Genomic DNA, 26,274 nt, shown 5'->3' on the forward strand with positions numbered 1-26,274 from the left:
AAAAAGAGATGGTATATCCATCTCTTTTTTACTTTCGAATCGCCTTAATCATAAATCGATGTTGCTTCACATCAAAATATCCCTTTTGCAAAATGATCTCATGTATACGATATAATTCCTCATAGTAACCCTCGACAGTAAAATCAGGAATTTGCCACGGAATTGCTTTTAAGTAATAGATGATAGCGCCAATGTCATAAAAGCGTTGAAAAGGGAACTCTTCTTTTTCTTCTAAAATAGTAAATCCATTTTCCTCTAACTCACTACATGCCGCTTCAAGCGACCAACTTGCAAATTCGCTATTTAGCGGTGAGCCAAACTGCTCATTAAGTTCAGCGCAATCAAGACCGCCAACTTGTTGTGTCAGAAAGGTTCCATTAGGAGAAAGGATTCTTTTTACTTCAGAAGCAGCATATGATTCATGTTGATTTAGGATTAGATTAAACTGACCATCTTGAAATGGCAATGCAGTATCATCGCTCACCTCTACAACAGTAATCCCTAAAGGCTCTAATTTCTTTCGAGCAATTGGCACGTTTGGAGCGTAGCCCTCAGTAGCATAAATAGTTGACGGGAACGGTTGTAACTTAGATAAAAACTCTCCGCCGCCAGTCCCCATATCGAGCGTTGATTCTGCATGCTGCATAAGCTGGAAAGCTGTACTGCCATATGACCACGATAAAGGCTCGCTCTTCATTCGACCCGTTTCTGAAATAAAAGAAAAATCCCAACCGCTAAAATTTGTATTAGCATTTTCTAATAAAGTTAAAAATAATGGATCACGTTTCATAATGGTATCCTCCTATTTTGTAAGTAAATGATATGGTGAGAAAAGAAAAAAGGAGGACCTCTTATGAAAGGGGAACGGTTTTACGTTTCGTGTTCGAATAGATGCATATAAATTCGCTCCTTGTGAGAATGGTAATTTATATATTCGGGATAACCGAGTGGAAATCCTTTGAAATTATGGGGGAAGATAGTTATTTAATGAAAGATTGGATGGAGTGTACAGAAAAAGGGTGCACTCAAACTTTAGAAAAGGTATTTAGTAAACTTAAATTTTCGCCCAGCCCTTTTATGAGATATGTGATATTTCTCACTACTATTAAGTAACAATAAAGTCGTACTGTTTATAAAAGACGTGACGTTGTTGTATCTCTTTGGATTTACTTATCTATGGGATAAGTAAAGAAGTAGACATATAAACTGAATATAAAAACGTTTTAATTCTTTGAAAACATTCCATAATTTAGTATTGTTATATATGGAATAATTTATTTGTACGAAAAGAGGAATAAGATGTTTATACAAAAGTATAAGGGTTTGATGCTAGGGATAGTTAGTAATATCCTTTGTTTACTTTAAAGATTTAGATTATATATAAGACGGGCCTTAAGTTATTATCTGTAACATTAATCATTATAGGTTGTGTTATTGCCTGTGATTCGACCTGTTTCTATAAAAAAGAGAATAATAATGTATAAGATTATTATTATATAAATTTAGCTTGTTGAGCATGGGGCATACTCCTCTTACAAACACGATAGTTGATTGACCACGCTATCTAAAAATTGCGATACCTTTTCTTTTGTTGTATCTGGCGAATGATACCCAATCGTAAATGTAAGTCTTCCATTATAAGAGCTTGCTCCCATTGTAAAGAATGGTGCATACATAATAGGTGATGTCATATACCCGTCTTGAGCCTGAACTTCACCAAACTTAATAGGTTCATCTGCTATCGATCCGAAATTAGTAAGTAACGGTAAAGCCATGCCCATTTGTAAAGCCCGTTCGTATTGCTGTTTATACATTTCCTTCACTTCAGATAGCTTTTTACTTGCCAGTAACTCCATTCCTGCGGCTGAAGAAAGACCTGGATTTTGAGATTTTATTATATCCATTGATTCTTTGACTCGAACTAGAGTTTGATTAAATGAATCATCATTTTCCATTTTAATCACTGGCATTTCCATCCCGGATAAGTTGCAAATTGAACCAGTTGTATGATTAGGGAGATATCGGCGTAAATCAATTGTTAAACCAACCATTTTTTTTGCGGTACGAGGTTCTGCATACACAGCGAAATGTGATAAAGAGCGGAAGTATGCAGTCAGGATTGCATCATTTAAGGTAGCTTGTTGTGCCTTTGTCCGCTGGATTAAACGTAGAGTTTGCTCACGGCTTAACCGTTGCACGGCCATTTCTGGATGAGCATTTTTGTTAGGTTGAGATGGAAAAGCCCATAACGCAGCTTGTTGTTCTTGGCTGGGACGATACGCACTTTTTATGTCTGTTATTCCAGTATATTTGAAAACAGGTGATTGATCGCGAAAACCCTCATTTTCTGCATTATATCTCATTATAATTTCATCCTTAGACTGTCCCATAGAAAGTTGAGTATAAATTGCTCCCAGCAAATGAATATATGCCTTGACTCCAGCGCCATCTGAACAAAGATGAGATAATTTCACAACTAACATATTTATTGAAGTACCTTGAAATAATTTTGTCTGAACCATAGGCCCCTGAATAGGATCTCCAGATTTCTTTATAAAATCTATTGCCATCATTTCAAGATTTTGATCATTTCCTTCTGCAAAAAAACAAATTGGTGAGTTAGAATTAGATGAATGTTCCTCCCAGTAAGGCATATCACTTTCTACAAAACGGCTGTTTAAAACGGGCTGTAATTGTAACGTTATTCTTACTGATTGTTCAAGTACCTTTTTTGATATACCTATAGGAAAATAAAGAACGGCATTAATTTGTTGGTTTGCGGAATAAAGACCTAGTATATAATTCATTCGATCTTGAGGTGTTACTGAATATTTCCTTTGTTCCATAATTTTCTCCCTCTTTTCAGGTTATTTTTTGTTACAATCTTGTTTTTTATAGGGTTGTGACTTTTTCAAGGATTCATAATGTTTTCTATTCAATTTTTTAGTAGTTCAATTATGAAAGTATGTTTTCTGTACTGATTCATGTTGTTATTGGTATTCATAATATTCATCACTTTCATTTGGAATTTGTGTAAGTTACTAGATGAATTTTGATTTCGTTTGGTTATATATAAACATTTTACATAAAAGTTTGCATAAAATCCACGAAAAATAATCGAGTCATTTTTATCTTTTTTCGACAGTATCTCCCATCTATTTCCTAGCGCTACCCAACCATCAAACAAATTAAGGAGGGAGTCTTCTGACATAGTTAGATAGGAGTCATTAACTTATGAAAAAATCTCATCTATAATTCAGATATAAACCATTTATTAAAGGAGTATTCTAATGAAAAGAATTATAAGTTATGCGGTAGTTATTGCTATTTTTATAGGAATAGGACTAGGAGTAAAACGTTTTGTACAAGGTCCAGGACAACCAGTCGATGGGATTCTAGTTAGTGGTACTGCAGCTGATGTAGAAAAAGTCAAACAAGAATTTAAAGATGATACTAAACAATCGATAGACTATAAAGTAAAGTATGTCACAACAACAAAAAGGATCCCATTATCAGAAGAAGATAAGAAACAAAATGATACAAATGAAGAATTTGAAATCAATACTACAGAATATACAGTTATTAATAGTTCTACCGCGGTAAAATTATTTAATAAGGGACTTCTAAGAGCTAGAAAAGATCCAAATTCAGCGTCTCTTATTTCTGAGATGGTGAAAGATAAAAATAAAGTATCTAGTGACCATAATCTATTATTTTCTTATGCGGGTGATAACTTTGAAAATAACCAGTTGAATTTGAACGGTAAGACGGTATCTGCCCAGTATGTGAAACAGCAAATTTGGATTGGGTATGACGCAATGGACCTTGTTATTCTAAAAGACCAAGACTATAATGCAATTTCTGAATCAGAGTCAATAATGAAATTAATTCAATTTAAAAAACGTGATTTTGATTATAAAAACAAACAAGAAGTAGATAAAGTTTTACAAGAGATTGATCAGGTCTCATCGAATAATCAGCATAAAATAAACTTTGTAGAGGTACAAGACTAACTTAAAATGATAAGAAGGTGATATAAATGGAAATCGTAAGAATAGAAAATGTAGTTAAAAGTTATGGTGAAGGAAATAGTAGGATAGATGCTTTGAAGGGCATAAATCTTTCTATACAGCAAGGGGAATTTGTTTCAATCGTAGGAGCTTCTGGCTCAGGTAAAAGTACATTACTGCATATTTTAGGAGGGTTGGACTGCCCAAGCTCAGGAAGTGTGTTTATTGGAGAGAATAATATTTATGATTATACAGATAATGAACTTTCGATATTTAGAAGAAGAAAAGTTGGTTTTATATTTCAGTTCTTCAATTTAATTCCTGTATTGAACGTGCAGGAGAATATAGCTTTACCTACTTTACTGGATAATGAATCTGTAGATAATCCTTATATGGACGAAATTATTGAAATTCTGGGACTTCATGAAAGAAAAAATCATTTACCATCTGAATTATCAGGAGGTCAGCAACAACGGGTTTCGATTGGGAGAGCACTTATAAATCGCCCACATTTGATTTTAGCTGATGAGCCTACAGGAAATCTGGATACTCAAAATACAAAAGAAGTCATGGATTTATTAAGATTGACAGCAAAGAAATATAATCAAACTATTGTATTGATTACCCACGATTTAAATATTGCATCAACTTCTGACCGTATTATTACAATTGAAGATGGCCAAATCATTTCCGATCAGTGGCTAGCTACGAATAAGCCTAAGACGGGAGGAAATTAATTTTGATTGGTCATTATAAACAATTAAGCAGGAGATACTTAAAGGGGAATATGAAACGAACAATTTTCACTTTGATCGGTATTATACTCTCTGTATCTTTAATTTCTACAATCGGCCTATTTATGAACGGTACTCAGATTTCTCAAATCGAGAACACGAAAAAGAATCAAGGGTATTCTTTTCATGCTGTTGTATTAAACTACGATGAATCGATATTGAAAAAAATTAAATATAACCCGCAAATTGAATCATTTGGTTTAATGTCACAGGGAGAAACAGTCCAAGTCGGAGAGGCTGCTGTACAAATGAATTTTGCTGATGATAATGCCTTGGAGTTTTTAAAATACAGCATTATTAAGGGGAGAGTGCCATCTAATGATCGAGAAGTTGCTGTGGATCCCTGGGTATTACCTTTTATAAAAGAAAATATCCAAATAGGTGATTCATTTGTATTAAATGGGAAAAAATACAAACTGGTTGGTTTTCTAAGTGATAGTGCATATACACAGGAAAATAAAGTGGGACGGGTACTAATCTACAAGCGTGAGTTTAGCGCTGGAGAAGGAAAAATATTAGTCGGAATTAACCCAAAAGCAAACTTTAATGAGGTTTTAGAGGGAATTAAGACCATTTCCGGAGAGAATAATATTAATATAAGCGAAAAATTAATTCAACTAGAGAAACCAGGTTACAATGATTCAATTATGGCTACGCTAATTATTACAATCAGCATTGTTGTGATAGCGACAGTTGTTGTGATTTACAACGCTTTTCAAATCAGTGTCGTGGAACGAACGAGGCAGTTTGGTTTGTTGAGAAGCATTGGTGCAACACGAAAGCAAATTAGACAAATTGTGCTGAGAGAAGCTACTTTTCTGGCTGCTATCGCTATACCCATTGGAATTATATGCAGCCTAATAGGGCTTGCCTCTCTTCAGTTTATTTTTTCACTTTTAATGGAAAATAGTAAAGAGGTCTCGATATTCCATGTTGATTGGAAGATTGTATTAATCAGTTCGATTATTACCTTCCTTTCTATAATAGCGTCAAGTTTGTACCCAGCTTATTTTGCAGGCAAAATTTCCCCATTATTAGCAATCAGCAGCAGGTTGTCAATTAAAAAGGAACAAATCAAAAAGCAAAAGAATTCCATGTTGAAAAAACCTTTATCTTTTCCTTTGAGCATGGCTATGAAAAATGTGAAGCGAAATAAAAATCGCTATACCATTACAATCTTATCAATTATTATAAGTAGTGTGTTATTTATTACTTTCTCTTATTTAATGAATGTTGCATTTGCATCTAAGTCTTTCAATGAATCATCTATTAAATCGGATATTACAATTAAGATAGAAGATAAGAATCCAGATTATTTAGCTGAAATTACACAAGTTTTGAATCAGTTAAAATCACTTGGAAATATATCTAATGCATACGAAAAGAAGGGCAATAAAATTGAAACTAAATTAAAGGATGTAACTCAATCTACCGCGACAGTTTTGGAAATAAAAAATACGATTGGAAAAAATCATACCATTACAATCGTAAATAATTATCAAGAAAATAAAACAAAAAAAGAAGAAAAACTTACTTTACAAGTGCTTGCATATGGTTTTATCACAGTCATTTCTTTAATTAGTAGTGTTAATATCTTTAATACTATAACTATAAGCATTATGACTAGACGAAAAGAACTGGCCGCGTTGAAATCCATTGGTATGTCACAAAAGGATTTGAAAAAAATGATTACCTATGAAGCTCTGATTTACGGTTTTTCTGGAAGTTTACAAGGAATCTTTTTTGGTTGTATATTGTCTTATATTATATATTTAGCTATATCTGATATGTTGAAAATGGCATGGACGATTCCCTATGAAGCTTGTATTATTACGTTTGTTTTAGCTTTAATAATTAGTTATGTATCAGTCTTAAATCCATTGAAAAAAATTCAACAAGATAATATCATTGATACTATCAGAGAAGAGTAATATTATAGGCCTGGCTAGATTATAGTCAGGCTATTCTGATTGGAAAATAAGCTAGGGGAAGAAAAAGGAGAGGACATACTTGAATAAAAAAATATTACTAGTTGAAGATGATGAAGCTCTTGGGCTAGCCATCGAATTTTCATTGAGGAATGAAGGTTATGAGGTGATTAGAGCGTCCAGTGTAAAAGAAGCTAAACACCAGTTTGTTCACAATACATTTGATTTGTCCATCCTTGATATCGGCCTACCAGATGGTAATGGTTATGACTTATGTTTGTATTTTAAAAAGCAAAACGAGAATTCGATTATTATTTTCTTAACTGCACTAGATGAAGAAGCAAATGTGGTAATGGGGCTTGATATAGGCGGTGATGATTATATAACCAAACCTTTCCGGGTTAGGGAACTCATGGCCAGAGTGAAAGTACAATTGCGTAAACAAGCGTCGCTAGAAACACCATCTCAAATTTTAAAATCTGAGAATATAAGAATCGATACGAACCTAGTCAAGGTTTATAAAAATTGTGAAAGTATTACATTGACGAATTTAGAATACAAACTGCTATTGAATTTCATGAAGAATTCTCACAAAGCATTAAAAAGAGATGAACTCCTACAACAAATAACAGAAGGAGATAATGTTTTTTTTGATGAAAACACGTTATCTGTATACATAAAGCGTTTAAGAGCTAAAGTTGAAGACAATCCTCAAAAACCACAGTTTATCGTTACCGAAAGAGGATATGGTTATCGTTGGAGCAAGGATGTGATTGGGTGAGCAAGATAATGAAAAATACCGAGTTAAAAAGCTATATGACGATACTGGCCGTCCTTTTATCTATATTTGTGATTTACCAATTTATTATTCAACAATTATTTTATGATCATTTGAAAAGAGACTCTATTGCAACATGGGGTGAAATTACAGCTAGGTTGGTAGAGCAGAATCCAGAAAATGAAGCGGAAATTATGAAAGTCTTATCAAGTCATTCGTCTCACTCAAGTGAATATCAGGAAAAAGGGACAGAGATCCTAAAGCAGTATGGATTATATGAAGACTTGGAATCAAAATTTTTTCCTCACTTAAATAATCTAATTATTAATCACAATCAATTTATGATGTGGGGATTGATTGCTTTTGGATTTTTACTTTTTGTTGCAAATTACATGCAACAAAAAATTATTTTCAATAAGATTAGCCAGCTTACTAGAGCTGCAAAAAAGATAATCGAGGGAGATTACTCGGTTGTCATCAATGAGAATAAAGAAGGGGATTTCGCGAAACTGGCGATTTCATTTCGTTCAATGAGGGATATCATTAGAAAAAATATGCATGATTTGCTTGAAGAGAAGCGGTTTTTAGGAGAAATGTTGCAGGATATATCTCATCAGTTAAAAACGCCGCTTTCAACTATTTCTATCTATAATGAAATGTTGTTAAATGAGAAACTATCCCGAGAGCAACAAGCTCAATTACTACAAAATAATGATACTCAGATTTCTAGAATGAATGTCTTAATTCAGAATTTGTTAAAAGTAGCAAAAATTGATGCAAAAGCGATTTCGTTTGATAAAGAGCCAGGGAATTTAGTAGATACGACTGAGGAAGTACTAAATCGCCTGCAAAGCATGATAAGTGATAAAAATATTTTGATTGATTGGAATGCACCAAGAGAAATAGTCGTTATTCACGACAAATTATGGATGCAGGAAGCTTTGTTAAACCTGTTGAAGAATGCAATCGAACATTCTAAACCCGGTGGTAAAATAATGATTCAGGCCAAAAATTCTCCAATCTATACAGAACTAGTAATCCAAGACTTTGGAGAGGGAATGTCAGCTGAAGAATTACCTCATATTTTTGAACGATTCTATAAATCAAGCAGTTCTAAAAAGCACGGCTCGACCGGAATTGGATTGGCACTTGTCAAAGCTATTATAGAGGCACATCACGCCTTAATTACAGTTGAAAGTGAAAAAAATGCTTATACAAAATTTACAATTATTTTTATGAAATTTTAATAACAGTTTGGTATATATTTTAATCTTTTTAATATAAAGGGGTTTTTTTTATGTTTAATAGATTGAAGTGTTTTCTTTTATCTGAGAAAGAAATAGTTGATACTGTGAAAAAATACAAGGAGGAAAAAATACACGTTTCCATAATAAAAGATTTTTTAGGAGATTTAATCTTAATAAGAACTTTTATATTTTTAATGTTTGTTCCAGTATCAACTTTTATTTTTTCAGTTATAATTTATGGAGCTGTTTTCTTTTTATCAGGCATTAAGATTACTGTTTGGGGCATCAATATAATGTTATTAGTTCCAATAACATTACTTTTCTATATGAATATAACTAATACATCAATTATTATTACTGGTTTAGTGAGAAAATTTTTAGTAACCATAAAATATCTAAATCCATTTTACTCAATAATAAATAAACCTTGGCTGTTTATTTTTGAATTATTATTTGGTTTTTTATATGTATTTCTGCTATCTTTATTTTCGATTTGGATAGTATTACATTCATTAGAAATAGATTTTTCTGAATTTAGTTCGGAGGACAATCGAAGTTTCCAATTTTCAATTATTATTTTACATACAGCAATTTATTTGTTTATAAGAGTTCATGGCCAGTATTGTAAGACAACTAAGCAAAAAATTAAAAAGCTGAAAATGAAATTTTATTTATGGTTTTGTTCTATGATTGCAAGTATTGTATATATATTTGAATCACTCTTTAATTATATGAATGGAATCCAAGCAATTTATTTTATTTTTGTTTTAATGATTGCTTTAGAAAGAACAGTGACACATTATAAGAAATTTATAGATTTTTTAGAATGTGAAAATTTGTATGAAAAATATTTTTAGAGGGAAAAGTCTTTTGAAATATAAAAAGTTATACCTACTAAGTACTGGACGAGTGAAAAAACGCTATTCTTTTTCTAGAATCATAGGAAAGGATAGCGTTTTTGTTTAAAATACTCAAAAAGAAAAATCTTTTGGCAAAGTACCACTTTTTATCATCGTTCTTAACCCATGTTTTATAATCCAAGGGTTAACCGGATGCTGTTTATCACGTAATTGTTGTAACCATTGCAAAACGAGTTCTTTATCTTCTTTCGTAATATCGTTAATATGATTGGCTACTGATTTTTGGACATATTTAGACGGATCATTCATTAATGGTTCAAGAAGCTGTAAATTGTTCTTAAAGTCACCTTTCAAAGCGCCCATTTTTTTAGCCCAAGGAAGTCTTGGTCTTGTACCCTCGGAAACTAATCTTCTAATGTGGCTGTTTTCGTCATGAATCCACTGTTGTAATATGTCTAGTGTGTCTTCATGGTATGTTTCAAGAAAAGGCCGAATGGCATATTCAGCAGTATTTCTTTTTGTTATTTCATACATGGCGTTGAAAGAGGATTCAAAATCGTTAAGCCCATATTTTTCAACGTATTTTGCGATAGGCATGTACATATATCCGTTTGTAAATGTGCCTACTTCTGTTGTATTTTCTGGTCCCAATGTTTTCAGTAATATATGTATAGCTGCATTAAAATCTTTTTGTAAAGCATTGTGTAATTCATCTGCCATTACTTCAATACGTTGCTTTAACTCTAAATTTTCAACTTTACATGTTACAGAATCTACAAAGATGCTTTTAGAGAAAGTAGGATTGTGTTTACAAATAGAATCAGCCATTTTTTCGGCTAATTCTTCATTAAATAAAAATTTTAACGGAACATATTTACCCATTTTTTCACCCCAATTGTCAGTTGAAAAAAATTTTATTTTTTAATCGACAACCCATAAACTAAAGTCTCACTTGGAGTCGTAATGCTAAAACCAGTCGTCTTATAATCAAGTTTCACCGTATCACCAGTGTAGTCTTTCGTAAATGAATCCATTTGTACGATAAAATCAGCATCTTCATATACAACGTCATCTGCATTATATGTATCCCAAATTAAATCCACATCAACGAAAATACTACAAGAGTTTGTCATTGTCCCTCTAATGCGAATGATCTTTTTGTCTTCGCGCTCTAATCTATGTATAGCTGCTTTTGTTTCATCAGTAATGCGAATGTTCATGATATCCCAACCTTTATGTATATTTCCTTTATTATTGCAAAAACAGGAGCAATAGGAAAGGGAGAAGCATCGAAATAAAAAAACGAGCAAACAAATTTGTTTGCTCGTTTCACTTTATTTCAATTCACATTTATCAAGAGGAATTACTTTCGTTTTCTTCGTAAATTTATATCCTAACCATAGTACTAAGAAGAGTGGTAAACCGATATAAGAAACGAGTACGCCGTTCCAATCGATTGCTTCGCCCATAAATGCGCCGTAGTTTTGACCTAAAATGACGATGACACAAAGTGCAAATGCGAAGATTGGACCGAATGGGAACCATTTTGCTCTATATGGTAAGTCTTTTAAATCTTTACCTTGTGCGATATATGCTTTACGGAAACGATAATGACTAATTGCAATTCCGACCCATGCGATAAAGCCAGACATTCCAGATGCGTTTAATAACCAAATGTATACAACACCGTCACCGAATAAAGAAGCAATGAAAGCGATACTACCGACAATCGATGTTACGATTAATGCGTTAACAGGTACACCGCGGCTATCTAATTTACCAAGAAACTTTGGTGCTTTTCCTTGGCGTGCTAAATCCCAAAGCATACGAGTTGAAGCATACATACCAGAGTTACCAGCAGATAGTACTGCCGTTAAAATAACAGCATTCATAACAGAAGCAGCAAAGGCAACGCCCGCTTTTTCAAAAATAAGTGTAAATGGACTTACTGTTACATCGCTTGCGGCAAGGCTTTCAGTTGTATAAGGAATTAATAAACCGATAACGAGAATCGCAAGGATATAGAATAAAAGAATACGCCAAAATATAGAACGAATTGCTTTTGGAATGTTACGCTCTGGATCAGCAGTTTCACCAGCGGCTACTCCTAATAATTCAGTTCCTTGGAAGGAGAAACCAGCAGCCATAAATACACCGATAATTGCCATAATGCCGCCATTAAATGGTGCATCTGCAACAGTGAAGTTTTTAAATCCAACAGATTCGCCGCCCATAATTCCAAATATCATCATGAAGCCGACAATTAAAAAGATAATAATAGTAACTACTTTAATAAGTGCGAACCAATATTCAGATTCACCAAACCCTTTAACAGATAAATAGTTTAAAAGGAAAATAATAGCTAAACATAATCCACTCCAAATAAGAGAAGGGGTATCTGGGAACCAAAATTTCATAATTAATGTTACAGCCGCTAGTTCAGCAGCAATCGTAATTGCCCAGTTATACCAATAGTTCCATCCAAGTGCAAAGCCAAGTGATGGATCAACAAATTTTGTTGCGTAGGTGCTAAAAGATCCAGTAACAGGCATGTAAGCAGCGAGTTCAGCTAAGCTCGTCATTAAAAAGTAAACCATAATTCCAATTGCGGCGTATGCAACTAATGCACCACCAGGTCCAGCTGAATGGATGACACCACCACTGGCAAGAAATAGTCCGGTACCAATTGTACCACCGAGAGAAATCATCGTAAGGTGTCTTGATTTTAAACTACGTTTTAGTTCACCTTTTCCTTTTGTAGTTTCTGTTTCAGAGGTAGTTTGATTCGTTGCGCTATTCATGTTCAACACTCCTTTTCTTGTAAGATAGGAAGGAGCGGGGGAGAAAAATACAAAAAACCGCCAAAGGAATTTGGCGGAACGTTTCACAAATAACCACCCCATCATACCCTTCCGTTAAGATAGCACCCCACGTTTACACGGTAATTTTGTAAACGTGACAGTTCTGTTCCTTTCGGAGACAGCCCCAGCTCATATTTCCAGAGAAGAAATAGAAACTTCGGCAACTTTTCCTTTTAAACGGAGTCGGTGACATTCTCTGTGTCTCGGCCGTTCTACTCTTAAAAGTTGCAACCTCTACCTCATCGGATTGATGAGGATTTGATATATTACTAAGATTTTTAATATATGGCAATTGTAATGACTTTCTGAATATATTGCAAGATATTTTGTTAGGAAAAGTCAAAAAATATCGGTTATTGTATAGGAAACGCTTGCATAACTCCACCCGAACCTACTATTATGTAGCAATAAGCAAAGAAAAAATTGTTATACAAATGTTTCGCAAAAAATATTGAAAAATCCTTTAAAATTAAAAGAAAATTCAGAAAATATAATTCGACATAACTATCAAAAGAGGATTATTCTTTAAATTCGTTTCAAAGAATAAGTATAAATCTGATAAAATTAAAGTGTTGTTTAATTGAAAAGGGGAAATCAATATGAAATTAGAAACAGAAAGACTCCATATAGTACCGTGTACAGAAGAAAGCGTGCACGTTGCTAGCGAGCAAGGATATAATAGTGGTCCACATATTGTAGGGCATGTAGAAACTGTAAAACAAGATGAGGCTTTATTACCTTGGGGAGCGTGGTATGTCATTCGAAAAGAAGATGGCATCGTTCTAGGTGATATAGGATTTAAAGGGAAACCAAATGAGGAACATACAGTAGAAATTGGGTACGGATTTATTGAGAAATATTGGAATAAAGGGTATGCGACAGAAGCTGTAAGAGAATTATTAAATTGGGCTTTTCAAACAGGAGAGGTAGAAACGATTATTGCAGAGACACTCCCTGAAAATAATAGTTCAATTCGTGTATTAGAGAAATTACATATGAAGAGAATTGGCACTACAGAAACGATAATTAATTGGAAAATAGAAAAATAAAAAATACCGCTCGAAGTATATTGGGCGGTATTTTTATCGTTATGGTAGCATTTGTTTTTGATCATTCGGATATCCGGCTGTCGATGCGTTAGAACGCTTGGAATGATTACGTACCGCAATGAAAATAGAAATAATAACGACAAGACCAACTGCCACGTAAGAAAGCGAAATAATAGTTGGATCCACTTTAAATGTAGTAAGCAGTGTACGAATATTTGTAAAGATAATAAGGCCACCAACTAATACGCCAAGTAAATGAGAAGGAACGATGCGTACTAGCCATGCAGCGATTGGTGCCGCAACGATACCACCAAGCATTAACGAAAATACCCAAACCCAGCTTACTTGTTCCCAGCCAAGTGAGATGAAGAAGCCAATTGTTGCAGCAAGTGAAACAGGAAATTCACTCGTATCTACAGATCCAATAACTTTTCTAGCTTCATTTCCTCTTGCAAGAAGTACAGGTGTTGTAATCGGTCCCCAGCCACCGCCACCAGTTGAATCAACGAATCCAGCGAATAAGCCAAGCGGAACAAGCTGTTTAGCAGACATACGTTTTTTTGAAGTGACAATTTGTTTTTGAATGAGGAATCGTAATAAAATATAAACCCCTAAAGTAAATAAAAATACGGAAATGTACGGTTTAATTACATCGCCAGGTAAATTACTTAAAAAACATGCCCCAATAAATGCGCCAACTGCTCCTGGTAATGTAAGCCTGGAAACGGTATATTTATCCACGTTTCCAAATTTGATGTGTGATGCGCCAGAAGCGGCAGTTGTAACGACTTCAGCTAAATGAACCGATGCGGAAGCTACAGCCGGTGCAATACCAAACATTAATAATAATGAAGTAGACGTTACCCCATACGCCATTCCAAGTGCTCCATCGATCAATTGAGCGAAAAATCCAATAATAGCAAAGACAATTAATTTCTGCATAAATAATCCCCCTGTAATAATAAATGAAAAAGACACTTTTCCCGTATGAGAAAAGTGCCTTTGGTTTTTCCAATCAGCAATAATTAAATTTGTTTCATTATAATACATATTAATCGTATAAATCAACTAGGTTTTAAAGATTTTGAATTGAATGAAAGAAAAATAAAATATACAATAAAAGGATGGAGAGAAAGGGGAGAAAGACATGTTACGATTTGATCATCTCGTTCACGCAGTTCATGGTACACCGAAGGAAGCGGCAAAACAAATGCAGGAACTTGGATTTCATACTGTATTAGGCGGAGAGCATACTACTTGGGGTACTTGGAATAGTTTAAGCTATTTTGACTTATCATATATAGAATTTCTGGCAGTTCAACATGAAGAAAAAGCGAAAGAAGCAGAAAATCCATTAGTACAAGAAACAGTGGTGAAACTACAAAATGGAGAAGGAATGCTACAAATCGCAATCCGAACAGATGCAATTGAGGAGCTAGCAGTTAACTTTAATAAGTACGGCTTACATACGATAGGGCCATTTGAAGGGAAACGCATGAGAAAAGATGGCCGACTTTTAGAATGGAAAATGTTATTTGTTAAGCAAGAAGAGAACGGACCGAAATTACCTTTCTTTATACAGTGGAATGAAACGGATGAAGAAAGAAGAAACGATTTACGTAACATAGGAACAATCACGGAACATAAAAACAAAGTAAAACAACTTGATACAATTCATTACGCAGTGAAAGACGTTCGAGAAACAGTGCGGAAATGGGAAGAAGTAATGGGGCTAACTGTAAGTTCAGTCGTAAAAAATGAAGAATGGAATGCGGAGTGTCAAAGTGTATCATTTGGTGACATTCATGTACAGTTTTGTGAACCAATTGGAGAAGGATTAGTGCTAGAACGTTTGAAGAATCATGGTGAATATCCATTTGCAGTCGAGTTTAAAGGGAAAAATAAACGAGAGTATGAAGTGTTAGGTAGTTTGTACATATATTAATAGAGGTGAACGTTGTGAAGGAAATGCTTAAAGAGGTAGAGAAAAAATTAGAATGGCCTCGTATTGTAAAGTGTACAGCTATTTCAAAAGGTTTTTCACATGAAGAGAAATATAAAATTGAATTAGAAAACGGAGTAACATATTTTGTGAAAGTATGTGATGCTGTTCATTTTGAACGTAAACAAGAAGAATATACGTATATGAAACAATTAGAGTTATTACATATTCCAACGCCCAAGTTAATTTATTTCATAAAACTTGAGGAATTAAATAAATGTGTTCAAGTATTTGAATGGGCTCAAGGTGTAAATGGTGAAGAAGGCTTAGGGAAGCTATCGGTGGAAGAACAGTATCATGCAGGAAGGAAAGCAGGAGAAATATTAAAAGGGATTCATTCGATAGAAAAAGAAAGCGCAAGTAGTAAATGGGAAACATCTAGATGGAATAAATACGAAAGATACATAGAGGCATTAGCAGATTACGAAGTGAATTTTCTAGATTTGAAGCCAGTATTAACCTTTGTAGAAAATCATAAAGACTTATTAAAAAATCGTCCAATCACATTTTTACACGATGACTTCCATCCAGCAAATAGTATGATTCATAATAAGGAATTTATCGTTATTGATTTTGGTGGATATGATTTTGGCGATCCAATACACGATTTTTATAACGTAGCGATTTTTACTACAAGGATAAGCAAACCATTTGCGGTTGGACAAGTTCACGGTTATTGCGAGGGAGAACCATCGCTTCATTTTTGGAAATTGTACACATTATATGCAGCAATGACATTCCCAGCTGATATCGTATGGACAAACCGAAGCACACCGCATTTAGTAGATGATATGAAGGAAAGATTGAACGGAATTTTAGAAGATCATAATCAATTTTCATCCTATATTCCAAAATGGTACCATTCAAGTGAATCTAATAAATAACGGAGGAAATTATATGGAAAAAATAGCAGTAATTTCAGATATACATGGTAATATTCCGGCTCTAGAATCTGTACTACAAGATATTAAATTGAGAGGAATCAAGCGCATCATTTGTCTTGGAGATTTAGTCGGAAAAGGACCTCATTCTAGTGAAGTGATTGAAATCGTTCGTAAAGAATGTGAAGTAGTCGTAATGGGAAACTGGGATGATTTTATTACAAAACCGACTGAATTTGAAGCGTTAAAATGGCATCAAAAACAATTAACGGAAGAACAAAATAACTATTTAAGAAGCTTACCATTTTCAATCGAATTTTTTATGAGCGGCAAACTGATTCGTATGTTCCACGCTTCACCGAGAAGTTTATATGAAAGAATTCAACCACATGCCTCAAGAGAAGAGCGTATTAGTATGTTCGAAAATAGTGAGCTCACAGAGAATATAGAAGGGGAAAGAAAACCCGATGTCGTTTGTTACGGTGACGTTCACCAAGCGTTCGTTCAAAATTTCAGAGGGAAAACGTTATGTAATGCTGGTAGTGTAGGCAATCCACTTGAAATTACACAAGCTTCCTATTTAATATTTGAAGGAACATATAATGAAAAAGAAGCAGCGAGCTTTTCCATTCAACTCGTACGTGTACCGTATGATATTGAATTAGCTATCAGACTAGCAGAAGAACTTGATATGCCAGGAATTGAAGAATACAAACAAGAATTACGGACTGCTTTGTATCGAGGGTTTAAGGGGAAATAAGGAAAATATAAATCAATAAAAATATCTCTATCGTAACTTTCAATATATCGACTTACCGACAAATAATGACACAAATTGTTACCTGTAATTATGTTATGTAAACTAATTGTAGGAGGAAATATCATGAACCGAATACAACGCATGAAAGAAATTGTAGATCATATTTTAAAATTAAACTTAAATTTAACCCATCCAACAAGAGTTGGAGTAAGTGGTATTACAGCTTCAGGAAAAACAACATTTGCAAACGAAATAGCTGAAGAAATAAAAAAACGAGGATTACCAGTAACACGCGCCAGCATTGATGATTTTCATAATCCGAGAGCGGTTCGCTATGCAAAAGGAAAAGAATCTGCAAGAGGGTATTACGAAGATGCACACGATTATAAAGCTTTTAAAGAAAGATTATTAAAGCCTTTAGAGCTTAACGGGAATTTACAGTATGAAACGATTTCTCATAACTTAATAACGGATATGCCTGTACATAATAAGCCACAAGTGGCCAAGCAAAATATGATATTAATAGTAGATGGAACGTTTCTATTGAAAAAAGATGTTGAGCATTTATTTGATTACAAAATCTTTGTAGATACAGATTTTGAGATGGCGAGAAAACGTGGTGCAAAGCGAGAGACTGAGACTTTTGGAAGTTATGAAGAAGCAGAGAAAATGTTTTTAAACAGATATCATGCGGCCTGTAAGATGTATATAGATGAGCATAATCCGAAAAGTTGTGCGGATGTTATATTTCGGAATAATAACTTTGATGATCCAGTAGTTGTGTTTAAAGAAATTTAATATTGTTTATACAGCAAAAAATTCGTGAAAGGAGATGTTTTGGATGGATAAAAAAGATAATCCAAACGATTGGCCTGTATGGGCGAATGAGTCAGTAGAGATAGTGAATGCAAATCCTGATTGGCAAGATAAAGGCCGATGTGAAGAGCAGCAACTATATGAACTGCTTGCTCCTCTCGGTATAAGCAAAGTAATACATATAGGAAGTACATCCATACCTGGTTTACCTGCGAAACCTATCATTGATCTAATGGCTGAAATAGACTCATTTGATAGAGTACTACATATTTCAGCGAAATTGGCCATATATAATTGGCATTATGTAAGCCCAGAATTAGATGAAAGACCGTGGAGAAGGTTCTTTGTGAAAGTTAAGAATAATAGACGTGTAGCGCACCTGCATTTGATGGTTAAAGGAACTGAGCGATGGGAGCATCAACTTTTATTTCGTAACCGTTTACGAGAAAATCCGCAATTAGTTTATGATTATTCAATTCTTAAGCAAGAGTTAGCTGAAAAGTTTAAACAAGATAGAGAAGCGTATACAAAAGCTAAAACAGAATTTATTAAACAAGTTCTAAAATGATGGGAATTTTGATTGTAACTGCGTTTGAATACAGATAAAAAAACTATATTTTATAACCTAAACATATATAAACTGCATGTAAATAAAGTGGGATATTTAGGTTGTTCAAAGTATTAGTGCAATGCCAATACTTATTTTATATGTATTTACTTTTATTTATTAGGATAAATTTTATATAATTGAATCAAGTTCATATAAGGATAGGTACTTAACCTATATTAAAACTCGAATTGATTTTATGAAAAAATCATAGGGGATAAGGGAAAATAAGTTAAAAAAGGTAAAAAGGGGATAAGAAATATAATGAATGAAGTACTAGAACTAAAAGAAGAACTACTACAAATTAAAAGTAACAATTATGCTGTACCAGAAGACGTAGATGCATATCCATATGCGCAGTGGATGCTAGATTATATCGGATCACCTGATGCTGAATTACGTGATGATTTAATTTATAGTACGCTTCACAAATGGATTACAAATGATGTGTTTAGACAAAAAGAGTTACGAGGATTAATGCTGCAAGCAATTAGCCCTGATTATTTATTTTATAAAATTGGTGAAAAGGGAACAGACTCTGTTTTTAAACGTGCATTCTCCGTATTAATTCCACCACTTATTTTATCTGTTCATGAAAGAGAACCACTGTTATCTGAAGAACAACTGTACAGTGTGGCAGAACAAGTGCTGGAATATGTATATTTAGAAGAAGATGTAAGAGGCTACGTAGAAGGAAAAGGATGGGCACACTCTACGGCGCATGCAGCGGATGCACTTGATGCTTTAGCACGTACAATACAAAATCGTGAGTTTTCATATGCGATCCTTGCGGCTGTTCGTCAGAAGGTTCGCTTGAGTGATTACGTATACGTACACTTTGAGGATGAAAGATTAGTAGCGCCAATTATGTCGTTACGACACCAAAATATTTTAATTGAAGAAGAGTGGAGCAATTGGCTACATAGCATAGCAACTGTTGAAGACATCCGGCATTCGCAGCATGCTATTTTAGTACAAAATATTAGAACTTTCCTAAGAAGTTTTTATTTCAGAGTTTTAGAGACAGAAGGTAGTACAGCCTTTACAGATGATATATTGGAGACTTTGAAGGGTTTGCGTAGGTATTAAAAATATGTTTTTTTAAGAGAAAAGTACATAAAACCACTACCTCCCAACCATACTAATAAAATGTGTTGGAGGTGCATTTTATGGATAAAAAAGACTTTGAAAAAGTTTATAATGATTACTTACATCAAGGAGATGAACGAGCTCAATTTGAAATAGGCCATGAAGTCAATTCAGGAGCAGAACAAATTGTTGCCGTTCGTAAAAATGATGATGGAGATTTAATTGCTTTTAAGACAAGTAGCGGGAGAGAGTTAGATTATATGACTGCTCTTAGTGAAGTGAAATCAGGGAAGTTAGCTCATGTGGATGTATTTCATAAGTATGGTAGAGATATTATACGTAGTGAACCGGATGGAATAAAAGAAAATAACTTAGATAATTTACCGTCATTTTAAAAGGGTAAACCTCAAGAAGAGAATGTTCATTCCAATATTCTCTTCTTTTTTTGCGAAGTTTTCCTTGCAAATAGACGGTTCATTTTTATAGTGTAATCATACTTTTAAAGAGCGCTCGAAATTTCTCTTTATCTTCTGCTGTAAATGGTTTTGGTCCCTTTGTACGCTTACCACTTTTTCGAACCATTGCACTTAAATATCGTGTTTGTAATAGTTGGTCAATATTTTCATTCGTATACTTATAGCCTTTATGGTGTAGGACGATACAGCCTTTTGCTAAAGCGAGCGAAGCAAGACCGTAATCTTGTGTAACGATTAAATCTTCTTTTTTGGCTAATTGCATAATCCGGTAATCCGCAGCATCTGCTCCAGAATCAACATAAATTGTTTCCACACCTTTTGGCTGCTCTGCATTAGAATAATGAGAAAAACTAGTAACGAGGGTTACAGGGATTTCTGCATTCGTAGCTTCAAAAATAATTACATCTTTTACAGGACAAGCATCTGCATCAACGTAGATTTTCATTTGTATCACTCCTATGACTAGGTTCGAGTTGATAATAATGGTAGATTTAGGTTTTGTCAAACGAAAAAGCTTTATCGCATGTTATTTCCCACAAACTAAAATAGCTTCTCGCAAACGAGAAATACCTTCCTCAATTTGATCAATATTCACTTTTCCATAAGATAAACGAATATAACCATCTTTCGCACCGAAAATACTACCGGGCATAAAGGCGATTTCTTGTTTTAAACTTTGCATAATAAGTTGTTTTTCGTTTATCGGTTCGTTTAATTTTCCCCATATGTATATACCACCGGTCGGGTTTGAAAAAGAGATTTTATCGTGAAGTTGCTCGTTTAGGGCGCGAACGATAACGTCTCTTTTTTCTGCTAATTGTTTTCGTAGCGGTACGATATGAGACTGAAATGGTACAGTTTCGAAAAATTGCTGCATAAGCCACTGCGGGAAAATGCTCATACCTAATTCCATTTGGTGCCTTGCGTCGGATAACCTTTCTACTACAGACTGCGGAGCGACAAGCCAGCCGACTCGTAAGCCTGGTGCAATCATTTTTGATAAGGAATGTACATAAATGACTGTTCCATTTTCATCAATTGATTTTAAAGTAGGGCAAGGTTGTTTCTTTTCTAACGTAAGTAAACTGGACGGATCATCTTCCACAATCGCAATTCGTAAATCTGCGCAAAGTGATAACAGTTTTTTTCTCCGGTTTGGATGAAGCATTGTGCCCGTAGGATTTTGGAAGTTTGGATTTAAAAAGATCATTTTAATACGATGTTTTCTATATAATTCTTGCACATCGTCTGGATTAATACCGTGTTCATCGACAGGTAATGGGAAAATACGAATACCTGCTGATTGGAATAACGGTAAGGAATAACAGTGTGAAGGACTTTCGAAAGCAACTGCATCACCGGGATTTAATAAACATTGCACGATAAGGTGAAGTGCTTGCTGTGCTCCAGATGTAATCATAATGGATTGTTCAGTCGCTTCAACTTTTAAATGTTCTTTCATATATTTTACGACCGCTTGTCTTAGCGGGAGATAGCCTTGCGGATGATCATAACTTAATGAATGCGTTAACGGTTGTTCTCGTAAAATCGTTTGTAGTTGATCGTGAGGATAGAGGTTACAACCGAGCTCCCCGTTTGCGAAATCAATGATGTTCTCATTTTGTTGTACTTCCGCACGAATATGGCGAAGTAAAGGTAAGTTTGGTAAAAACGTACCACCTTCTACGAAATTTCTCCAGTTCGGCGTTAATGTTGGAGAAACGCCCCACATATGTGTACTTACACGTGTACCTTTACCAGTCGTACTTTCTACAATTCCCATAGCACGTAGTTCATTATAAGCAGTCGTTACTGTACTACGATTTACATTTAACTGCGTAGCTAATTTCCGTTCAGAAGGGAGGAAGCTACCAGGTGGAAGTTCTCCGTATGTAATACGTTTTTCAATAAAGTCAACAACTTGCTGATAAATTGGGATTTTACTGTCGTTATCTAGCTTCCATTCCATACAAACGCCTCCGCATCTCTTATATACATTTAGTATAACAAATTGGCTGGGTAAAAAAACAGCCAATTGGACGGTGTTATATCCAGCCAATTTTACTATGCTAAATATGGAAGGGGAGATTCGGATGAAAAGATGGCAAATGGAATGGCTCCTAGTATCAGTAGCATTAGTATGGGGAGCAAATTATACAATAGGAAAGTATGGCGTGGCATATATGTCATCCATTCAATTTAATAGTTTACGATTTTTAGTAGCATCACCGGTATTATTACTTATTACATTTATGATGGAACGCTCATTACGTATTGAAAGAAAAGATTGGTTACGATTAGTAGCAGTCGGTATCGTTGGTACGGCGATGTATCAAACGATGTTTATGCTATCTGTGAAATATACTTCCGCAACGAATGCCTCATTATTAATTGCGATGTCACCTATATTTACAGGGATATTAGCAGTATTACACAAACAAGAACGTTTTTCGATGAAAGTACAAATTGGTTCAATAGTAGCGTTTATTGGTGCAGCATTCGTTCTATTAACAGGACATACAGGAGGAGCTACTTATGAATATGCGTGGCTTGGGAATGTAATTGGATTAGTCGCAGCAATTGCATGGGGATGGTATCCAATTTTAGCGCAACCTCTTATTACAAAATACTCCGCAATGAGAGTCACATCATGGTCTACTTTAATTGGAATTGTACCTCTCGTTATATACTGTTTATTCAACGTAAATTCTTTAACGTGGCCAGTAGATACGCCAAGCTGGGGATCACTAGCATATTCAATCATCTTTGCGACCATCTTCGGACTAGCAATGTGGTATGTCGGTATTAGTCAAATAGGCTCAACGAAAGTAATGGTTTATATGTATCTCGTACCATTGTTCGCGGTTATCTTTGCGGCAGTAACAATTGGAGAGCAAATTAATATGATGCAACTCGTTGGCGGACTTATTATCTTTATCGGTTTATATGTTGTAAAAAAAGGCGGAATCAAAAAGCCAGCTCTCAATTTGAAAAAAGTAAGTTAAGGGTAAAAATGATCTCTTTCATATAGAAGGAGATCATTTTTTATTTCGTAATAAAAGCGCTTGTTCAACCGCCCATTTTTGATGATCATGAATGAGAAGCTCTACAGCAAGTAAAGGAGACATCCATCGTAAAACATGATCCTCCTCACAATTTTCAGTTTGTTTCTGCACCATGTTCACAATATAAAAGAATCCATCATTCAAATAATATGTATCTTCTTTTTCTGCATAAAAATATCGAGCTGCATTACCGATATACTGATCAATTTCAATTGCCCATCCCAATTCCTCTAGTAGTTCACGGTGCAAACATTCTTCTTTTGTTTCATTACCTTCCATACCGCCACCAGGTAAAAAGTAACGGTCTCCTTTTTGGATAACAGCAATCATTGAAGAAGACGAATGGAAAATAATCGCATAACAACTAGGTCTTAATACATAATGAACGGTACGTTTTTTCGAGCCAAACGTGAGTTTTGAAATCATAAAACACGACCTTTCTCTATAAAATACATAAAAGGGATATTAAGGCAAATATAGAATTATATAAGTATAATCTTAATAGATTGGAGTGGTAACAACATGATAAATCGAAAATGTTCAAGATGTAAAGAAATAACGGGTACAATACACGGTGGTAAAAAAATTAAGGAAGAATTTTTATGTGAGGACTGTTTGCAAAAAGGAATTGCGAGCGGAGAAATCGAATTATCACAAGTGGAGCAAGAACAAACTTCGTATCTTTCTATAAAAATATTAAAAATAATGAGTGTGATTTATTTAATAGGATCAATTTTAATGGCTTTTTCAACTGGTCCATTTATACATAATATAGGATTTGATGAAATGTCCATTTCAGGCTCAGAATTAGGTTTAATAAGTATTGTTATGTTAGGTTCTATATTCCAGTCTGTTCTTGTATTTTGCGGGATTTGGGTATTCATCCTTTTAGTAGAAACAGTCATTAAAATATATGAAAAAATGAAGTGAGCGAGAGGGAGAAATATATGCGAGTAAGAAACATCCAAGGGGAAGATTATGTAAAGATTCATTCTGTTTTAAATGATTGGTGGGACGGGAGAGATATGGCTGCTATGCTGCCAAAATTGTTTTTCGTCCACTTTCAAGAAACGAGTTTTATCATTGAAGAAGATGGAGAAACGTTAGGTTTCTTATGTGGATTTTTTTCACAAACATATAAAGATGAAGCATACGTTCATTTTATCGGTGTAAATCCGAAGTATAGAAGAAGAGGAATCGCATCGACATTGTATTCTTATTTCTTTGATGCCGCTCGTGCAAATAACCGTAAAGTTGTAAAAGCAATTACGTCACCAATTAACAAAAAATCGATACAGTTTCATCAAGAAATCGGTTTTCGAATTGATGCCGGGGATGATGAGATAGAGGGTGTATCGGTACATACAAATTATGATGGGAACGGCGGTAGTAGAGTTTTGTTTTTGAAAGATGTGTAAATATTCTTCCTTACATACAAAACAATTAAATTTAAGATATAAAGGCGGTATGAAATCTCATATCGCTTTTATATATGGCATTTTACATAGAAAAAGATTTTGGAAAATAATTTAATGTCATTAAGTTAACTGGAAAATAAACGTAATGTAAAAAATTATTAATATTTCGTTTGTTTGATTTTAACCTCGATTTTTCTATGTATAATGAAGCCGCATACTAAAAATTATTTACATAAGGGGGATGAAGTGTATGAAAAACTAATTAAAAGTTTATGTACGTTTCATGATGACTTCGGGAAACGGAATAATATATTAAGTTTTTTGATAAGTGCAGCGTTTATCCCGCGTTAACGGACAGTAAAACTCCCACTTCAAAATTCAGTTGGAGCAAAGAAGTTAGGTGGGAGATCAACTGTCCGTAAACGTCCGATTGGTTCAACTAATAATCAGTGGGGGATGAACAAAACCCCCACTGATTAAAGTTTCACTTTATATGGAATTTGTCAAAAAGGATATTTATCTTTTTGACGTTTGGAGGGTATATGAATCTAATATTAAAAGAAATAGCAGTGAACAGAAAAATATTCATTATGTTATTTATTGGATTTACGTTAACAATTCTGCCCATACTTATAGCGATGTCGATTCGAGATGATTACGATGAATATTTTTATGAGCGAAAACATGGTTATTTTAAATATTACTATTCTGTTCAGCTTACTAGTTTTGGGGAATTGGATTTCAAAGCAATTCAAGAGTTAACAGAAAGCACTTTTAAGAACTCAAGTGTTATTACAAATAATATGAGAATTGGAATCCCCGGCATAGGGGAAGTAAGGATGATTGGACTTATAAATACGAATTGGTCTCCTCCATTAATAAAAGGTTCTCGAATGAAAGAGGGGGAAGAAAATAGTGTAATTGTCGGAAAGAACATTTATAAAGAATCTGAAACAATAAAACTGTTTAGTAAAGAATATAGAGTTAAAGGCGTGAACGGAGCGAAGGATGAACATGTTTATAATGACAATGTTTACATCGGTTTAAAGGATATGCCTGATGAGATAAAACGACGTATGAAAAATGAAACTACATTTGAAATGATAGTAAGGTCTAACGAAGATCCTAAACGAGAAATAGATACATTTATTCGGTATTTAAAGCAAAATAGAACTGATGCAAATGCGAAAGTAATAAATGAAAAAGAGAATTATGAGAAAGAAAAAAGCTCGAGTAAAGCTCGGAGAGAACAACTTGCTCTTCCGTATAGACTGCTTTTTATAGCTGTAATGAACTGTATAATTGCGAGTTATTTTTGGATTTATACGAAGAGGAAGAGTATTTCCTTAAGAAAAGCGTTGGGAGCAAGCAATTTGAAGTTATTTGTATTTATATTTAGCCAATTATTCATATGCGCAATCGCTGCAGCCGTTTGTGCCATATGTATGCAGTGGATTTTAAGTACAATGAACAAAAGTATAGTAGATTTACTTGGTTTTACCATTCGTATAGATGTTTTCAAAGTTATGATGAGTGTAGTAATTTCCTTGTCTATTTCGTTCATCACCGCTGTAATACCATTTTTCAAAACACTTAAAATTGAACCTGCTAAAGCCTTAAAGGAGTAAAAAAG

Annotated in this window: 27 protein-coding genes and 1 riboswitch; of the genes, 18 read left to right on the plus strand and 9 right to left on the minus strand. The window is 34.2% G+C overall.

The window, feature by feature from the left end; all coding sequences use genetic code 11:
- Positions 1-28: 28 nt before the first annotated feature.
- Positions 29-790, minus strand: a complete 762-nt coding sequence (locus KVT31_RS17995) for a class I SAM-dependent methyltransferase (protein ID WP_088096864.1) — start codon at positions 788-790, stop codon at positions 29-31.
- 742 nt (positions 791-1,532) lie between these two features.
- Positions 1,533-2,846, minus strand: a complete 1,314-nt coding sequence (locus KVT31_RS18000; protein ID WP_088096862.1) for a condensation protein — start codon at positions 2,844-2,846, stop codon at positions 1,533-1,535.
- 444 nt (positions 2,847-3,290) lie between these two features.
- Between KVT31_RS18000 and KVT31_RS18005 the strand changes: the two genes are divergently transcribed.
- The 6 genes from KVT31_RS18005 to KVT31_RS18030 all read left to right on the plus strand — a co-directional run bounded on the left by KVT31_RS18005 (position 3,291) and on the right by KVT31_RS18030 (position 9,614).
- The gene (locus tag KVT31_RS18005) at positions 3,291-4,013 is read left to right on the plus strand and encodes a lipoprotein BA_5634 family protein (protein ID WP_088096860.1); all 723 of its coding nucleotides are present in this window, start codon (positions 3,291-3,293) and stop codon (positions 4,011-4,013) included.
- Between the two features lie 26 nt (positions 4,014-4,039).
- Positions 4,040-4,747 (plus strand): ABC transporter ATP-binding protein, encoded by a 708-nt coding sequence (locus KVT31_RS18010; protein ID WP_088096859.1) that lies wholly within the window; start codon positions 4,040-4,042, stop codon positions 4,745-4,747.
- 2 nt (positions 4,748-4,749) lie between these two features.
- Positions 4,750-6,735 carry an ABC transporter permease gene (locus KVT31_RS18015; RefSeq protein ID WP_088096858.1) on the plus strand — a complete coding sequence of 662 codons (1,986 nt, stop codon included), beginning with the start codon at positions 4,750-4,752 and terminating at the stop codon, positions 6,733-6,735.
- A 79-nt stretch (positions 6,736-6,814) separates the two neighbouring features.
- Positions 6,815-7,513, plus strand: coding sequence for a response regulator transcription factor (locus tag KVT31_RS18020; protein WP_088096857.1), 699 nt, complete (start codon positions 6,815-6,817; stop codon positions 7,511-7,513).
- Positions 7,514-7,521: 8 nt separating this feature from the next.
- Positions 7,522-8,757, plus strand: a complete 1,236-nt coding sequence (locus KVT31_RS18025) for a HAMP domain-containing sensor histidine kinase (RefSeq protein ID WP_088096947.1) — start codon at positions 7,522-7,524, stop codon at positions 8,755-8,757.
- Between the two features lie 50 nt (positions 8,758-8,807).
- Positions 8,808-9,614 carry a hypothetical protein gene (locus KVT31_RS18030; protein WP_088096856.1) on the plus strand — a complete coding sequence of 269 codons (807 nt, stop codon included), beginning with the start codon at positions 8,808-8,810 and terminating at the stop codon, positions 9,612-9,614.
- Positions 9,615-9,728: 114 nt separating this feature from the next.
- Here KVT31_RS18030 and KVT31_RS18035 read toward each other — a convergent pair whose 3' ends face one another.
- The 3 genes from KVT31_RS18035 to KVT31_RS18045 form a co-directional block, all read right to left on the minus strand.
- On the minus strand, positions 9,729-10,499 hold the full coding sequence (locus KVT31_RS18035; RefSeq protein WP_088096855.1) for a DNA alkylation repair protein: 771 nt from the start codon (positions 10,497-10,499) through the stop codon (positions 9,729-9,731).
- A gap of 32 nt (positions 10,500-10,531) precedes the next feature.
- Positions 10,532-10,837, minus strand: coding sequence for an iron-sulfur cluster biosynthesis family protein (locus tag KVT31_RS18040; RefSeq protein ID WP_088096854.1), 306 nt, complete (start codon positions 10,835-10,837; stop codon positions 10,532-10,534).
- A 114-nt stretch (positions 10,838-10,951) separates the two neighbouring features.
- Positions 10,952-12,418, minus strand: coding sequence for an amino acid permease (locus KVT31_RS18045; protein WP_088096853.1), 1,467 nt, complete (start codon positions 12,416-12,418; stop codon positions 10,952-10,954).
- Between the two features lie 112 nt (positions 12,419-12,530).
- Positions 12,531-12,723, minus strand: a riboswitch (Lysine riboswitch).
- Positions 12,724-13,077: 354 nt separating this feature from the next.
- On the opposite strand from KVT31_RS18045, the gene KVT31_RS18050 reads away from it, so the two are divergent.
- Entirely contained in the window at positions 13,078-13,527 is a 450-nt protein-coding gene (locus tag KVT31_RS18050; RefSeq protein WP_088096852.1) for a GNAT family N-acetyltransferase, read from the plus strand.
- 39 nt (positions 13,528-13,566) lie between these two features.
- Here KVT31_RS18050 and KVT31_RS18055 read toward each other — a convergent pair whose 3' ends face one another.
- Complete coding sequence (locus KVT31_RS18055) at positions 13,567-14,577, minus strand: sulfite exporter TauE/SafE family protein (protein ID WP_140392481.1); 1,011 nt, start codon at positions 14,575-14,577, stop codon at positions 13,567-13,569.
- A 97-nt stretch (positions 14,578-14,674) separates the two neighbouring features.
- On the opposite strand from KVT31_RS18055, the gene KVT31_RS18060 reads away from it, so the two are divergent.
- From KVT31_RS18060 to KVT31_RS18090, 7 genes are all read left to right on the plus strand, one after another.
- Positions 14,675-15,472 carry a VOC family protein gene (locus KVT31_RS18060; RefSeq protein ID WP_088096851.1) on the plus strand — a complete coding sequence of 266 codons (798 nt, stop codon included), beginning with the start codon at positions 14,675-14,677 and terminating at the stop codon, positions 15,470-15,472.
- A 14-nt stretch (positions 15,473-15,486) separates the two neighbouring features.
- The gene (locus KVT31_RS18065) at positions 15,487-16,413 is read left to right on the plus strand and encodes an aminoglycoside phosphotransferase family protein (protein WP_088096850.1); all 927 of its coding nucleotides are present in this window, start codon (positions 15,487-15,489) and stop codon (positions 16,411-16,413) included.
- Between the two features lie 13 nt (positions 16,414-16,426).
- Positions 16,427-17,170 carry a metallophosphoesterase family protein gene (locus KVT31_RS18070; protein ID WP_088096849.1) on the plus strand — a complete coding sequence of 248 codons (744 nt, stop codon included), beginning with the start codon at positions 16,427-16,429 and terminating at the stop codon, positions 17,168-17,170.
- Positions 17,171-17,293: 123 nt separating this feature from the next.
- Positions 17,294-17,968, plus strand: a complete 675-nt coding sequence (locus KVT31_RS18075; protein WP_088096848.1) for a nucleoside/nucleotide kinase family protein — start codon at positions 17,294-17,296, stop codon at positions 17,966-17,968.
- A gap of 43 nt (positions 17,969-18,011) precedes the next feature.
- Positions 18,012-18,554, plus strand: a complete 543-nt coding sequence (locus KVT31_RS18080; protein WP_088096847.1) for a GrpB family protein — start codon at positions 18,012-18,014, stop codon at positions 18,552-18,554.
- A 303-nt stretch (positions 18,555-18,857) separates the two neighbouring features.
- Positions 18,858-19,682 (plus strand): DUF2785 domain-containing protein, encoded by an 825-nt coding sequence (locus KVT31_RS18085; protein ID WP_088096846.1) that lies wholly within the window; start codon positions 18,858-18,860, stop codon positions 19,680-19,682.
- Between the two features lie 80 nt (positions 19,683-19,762).
- Complete coding sequence (locus KVT31_RS18090) at positions 19,763-20,077, plus strand: DUF3892 domain-containing protein (protein WP_088096845.1); 315 nt, start codon at positions 19,763-19,765, stop codon at positions 20,075-20,077.
- An 85-nt stretch (positions 20,078-20,162) separates the two neighbouring features.
- On the opposite strand, the gene KVT31_RS18095 is transcribed toward KVT31_RS18090, so the two are convergent.
- Both KVT31_RS18095 and pdxR read right to left on the minus strand, forming a co-directional pair.
- Positions 20,163-20,603, minus strand: a complete 441-nt coding sequence (locus KVT31_RS18095; protein ID WP_088096844.1) for a YaiI/YqxD family protein — start codon at positions 20,601-20,603, stop codon at positions 20,163-20,165.
- Positions 20,604-20,684: 81 nt separating this feature from the next.
- Positions 20,685-22,127, minus strand: coding sequence for a MocR-like pyridoxine biosynthesis transcription factor PdxR (gene pdxR / locus KVT31_RS18100; RefSeq protein WP_088096843.1), 1,443 nt, complete (start codon positions 22,125-22,127; stop codon positions 20,685-20,687).
- A gap of 124 nt (positions 22,128-22,251) precedes the next feature.
- Between pdxR and KVT31_RS18105 the strand changes: the two genes are divergently transcribed.
- Positions 22,252-23,163 (plus strand): DMT family transporter, encoded by a 912-nt coding sequence (locus tag KVT31_RS18105; protein WP_088096842.1) that lies wholly within the window; start codon positions 22,252-22,254, stop codon positions 23,161-23,163.
- A 33-nt stretch (positions 23,164-23,196) separates the two neighbouring features.
- Here the strand turns inward: KVT31_RS18105 and KVT31_RS18110 are convergent, their stop codons facing one another.
- Entirely contained in the window at positions 23,197-23,649 is a 453-nt protein-coding gene (locus KVT31_RS18110) for an NUDIX hydrolase (protein WP_088096841.1), read from the minus strand.
- A gap of 96 nt (positions 23,650-23,745) precedes the next feature.
- Between KVT31_RS18110 and KVT31_RS18115 the strand changes: the two genes are divergently transcribed.
- The 3 genes from KVT31_RS18115 (at position 23,746) to KVT31_RS18125 (ending at position 26,269) form a co-directional block, all read left to right on the plus strand.
- Positions 23,746-24,153: a DUF3980 domain-containing protein gene (locus KVT31_RS18115; protein WP_061666972.1), complete on the plus strand. Its 408-nt coding sequence runs from the start codon at positions 23,746-23,748 to the stop codon at positions 24,151-24,153.
- Between the two features lie 17 nt (positions 24,154-24,170).
- Positions 24,171-24,641 carry a GNAT family N-acetyltransferase gene (locus KVT31_RS18120; RefSeq protein ID WP_088096840.1) on the plus strand — a complete coding sequence of 157 codons (471 nt, stop codon included), beginning with the start codon at positions 24,171-24,173 and terminating at the stop codon, positions 24,639-24,641.
- A 542-nt stretch (positions 24,642-25,183) separates the two neighbouring features.
- A complete protein-coding gene (locus KVT31_RS18125) occupies positions 25,184-26,269 on the plus strand; it encodes an FtsX-like permease family protein (RefSeq protein ID WP_088096839.1) in 1,086 nt (361 codons plus the stop codon).
- Positions 26,270-26,274: the final 5 nt, after the last annotated feature.

Source organism: Bacillus sp. GbtcB14 (genome assembly GCF_019091205.1).
In the GTDB taxonomy this organism is placed as follows: domain Bacteria; phylum Bacillota; class Bacilli; order Bacillales; family Bacillaceae_G; genus Bacillus_A; species Bacillus_A cereus_AG.